Raw genomic sequence first — 2634 nt, 5'->3', positions numbered from 1 at the left:
TCCGATGATCTTGACCACCAATCCGGTCATTCTGACCACCCCTTCTTTTTGGGTTTTCAGTTACCGTTTTAACGGCAATTAAAGTTATTGTTTTTTTCTCATTGATTCACCTTTTAGCTCTATTCTGTGTGCTGTATGAACGAGTCTGTCAAGAATGGCATCAGCAATGGTACTGTCACCTATAGTTTCGAACCATTTTGTGACAGGAAGCTGTGATACAACTATTGTAGAAGCTCTTCCATGTCTATCTTCAATAATTTCAAGAAGTGCCATTCTAGCCATATCATCTAATTGTTGAATACCGAAGTCATCAAGTAWTAATAAATCTTGTTTTTCAATCCTTGCAACCTCCCTAATATAAGACCCATCAGCCTTAAGCATTTTGAGTTTTGGAAACAGTTTGGTTGTATTGTAGTATTGTGTTTTGACTCCCTGCATACATGCTTGGTTTCCCAATGCTGAGGCAATGTAGCTTTTGCCTGATCCGGTTGCACCTGTTATAAGTATGTTTTCTTTCCGTTTGACAAAGGACATATCTGCAAGTCTGAGCAGTTGCATTTTGTCAAGCCCACGATGAGCGGAGAACTCAAGTTCTTCAACCGTTGCACTATATCTAAACTTGGCCGTTCTGTATAGCCTGTTGATTTTTCTATTCTCCCTTTCTTCCCATTCTGCCTGCAGCAGATGATTTATCAGTTCCTCTGGACTCAGGTCATGATGTTTATTACTGTCCAGAATAGTTTTATAGGCTTCAATCATCCCGTGGAACTTCATTTTGGACATTTGATTTAATGCGATGCTTTGTGTCATGATTTTCTTTTTGTTTGTTTTTGTAATAATTATCTGAAGCTTTTTGAACCCCTTATATTTTCGTGGTGGATTGGTTTTTCTGGTTTTTTATCTATATCAAGGGGTAGTGAATCCATTCCGCTGTTGAGTATTCTGGTAATCACCGAATAATTGTAGGTATTGAAGTGCTTGGCTCTCTTGACGGCATTGATAAGCCTTTCCCTCCCAGCTTTTTTATCATACCCCAATATCCCCAGGCAACTTTTATATGCCTGCTCAGGGTAAGGAAAACTGTCGATGATAACCTGAAGATAATGTTGGACTTCAGGATGAATGCCTTTTGCCCAGTTCAAAAAGTACTCGGGACTCCATTCACTGACGAACCTGTGGGCCGAAGGCATATGGTCCTTTACAGTTGTGTACCCACGTTCCTTATAGCTTCTTTTATGAAAAGCTATCCTCTCCCCATCATAAAACATTGAGACGTAGCTTGCAGAGTACACAACCTTTACCTTTTTGCTTATATACCTGTAGGGTACTGAATAATAGTGATTTTCAGGACTAAGTGATATGTGTGAGGTTTTGGTGACCGTAGCATATTTAAACTGCTTGAGTTCGTACCTTTCCGTTGGCAATGGGCTTAAAGCCTCCTTTTCTTCCTTATCAAAAAGTTCCATTCTTGATTCAGGCCTTTTCTGGAAACGAGTCTTGTTGTGGATATCTAGATAATGTCGGATATCTCTATTCAAAGCTTTGATATCATGATAGACTTTGTTTCTAAGCGGAGCATATATTCTAGAATAAACAATACTAACAGTCTTTTCTACCAAAGACTTGTCTTGCGGCTTTCTACTTCTTGCAGGAAAAACCACACAGCCATAATGGTTGGCAAAGTCAAGAAAATCAGGATTGATTATGGGTTCATACCTATCAGCTTTGGTTACTGCACTTTTAAGATTATCTGGTACAAGTGCCTTGGGAACTCCACCAAAGTAATGGAGAGCGTTTTCAGTAGCAGCAATGAAGTCTTCCTTTCTTTGGGAAGGTATCACTTCAACATAGCTATATTGACTCGCTCCAAGTGTTGCAACATAAACTTCAAGATCATTGACTTCGCCTGTTTCAGGATCTACTATGGATAATTTGTTGCCAGTAAAGTCTATATAAAGCTTGTCGCCGGGTATATGTTCAATCCGCATACTTACAGACAATCCTATACGCCATTGATTAAAGGATTCACAAAACTGGGAATAACTATATCCATCAGGATGCTTTTGGCGGTATTCACCCCATAGGGTCCATCTGTTGACTCCAGTTCTTTTTAACTCTGATTCCACAAAAGGGAAAAATGAAACAAGATCCTGATGTCTTTGATCAGACTTTTGATCTGGGTCGCTAAGTAGGGTTTCGACTTCTTCGTCTGTCTTGGTAAGGAGTTCCTCATAGGTTAAACCTTTTGAATCAATCAGCTGAAGGTACTTTTTAACCGTATTGCGGGAAATACCTAATGTTTTGGAGATTGTCTGTAATGCCATCCCGTTGTCACGGTGACGGATTATCTGTTTGAGATTGCTCATAGTTATCGTTTTTCCTGCCATGCTTTACGGTGTTAGTTTTACCATAAAGCAAACGATAACTGATAAAATAATAGTGGTCAAAAATGTCATTCTGACAATACTGACCACTATAATAAAATGGTCAACATGGTCAGATTGACAGTGGTCAACATCACCGGAATCTTAACCCTAGATTACATTAACCTTCATTTAACGGGGTGGTCAACATCATCAGAAAAAAGTGGTCAACATCACCGGAATAGGTGGTCAAGATGGTTCGGAATATACA

The 2634-nt window shown here is 39.3% G+C and carries 2 protein-coding genes; both read right to left on the bottom strand.

Annotated features, from left to right (window positions below):
- Positions 1 to 84: 84 nt before the first annotated feature.
- Complete coding sequence (gene istB, locus MM213_RS20495) at positions 85 to 810, bottom strand: IS21-like element helper ATPase IstB (RefSeq protein WP_241414751.1); 726 nt, start codon at positions 808 to 810, stop codon at positions 85 to 87.
- A 29-nt stretch (positions 811 to 839) separates the two neighbouring features.
- Positions 840 to 2366, bottom strand: coding sequence for an IS21 family transposase (istA, locus tag MM213_RS20490; RefSeq protein WP_241414750.1), 1527 nt, complete (start codon positions 2364 to 2366; stop codon positions 840 to 842).
- Between the last annotated feature and the right edge of the window lie 268 nt (positions 2367 to 2634).

Origin of the sequence: Belliella alkalica (genome assembly GCF_022549785.1) — a bacterium.
GTDB lineage: Bacteria > Bacteroidota > Bacteroidia > Cytophagales > Cyclobacteriaceae > Belliella > Belliella alkalica.
The sequence above is the reverse complement of the archived record's forward strand: the minus strand, read 5'-3'. Positions and strand labels throughout refer to the sequence as shown.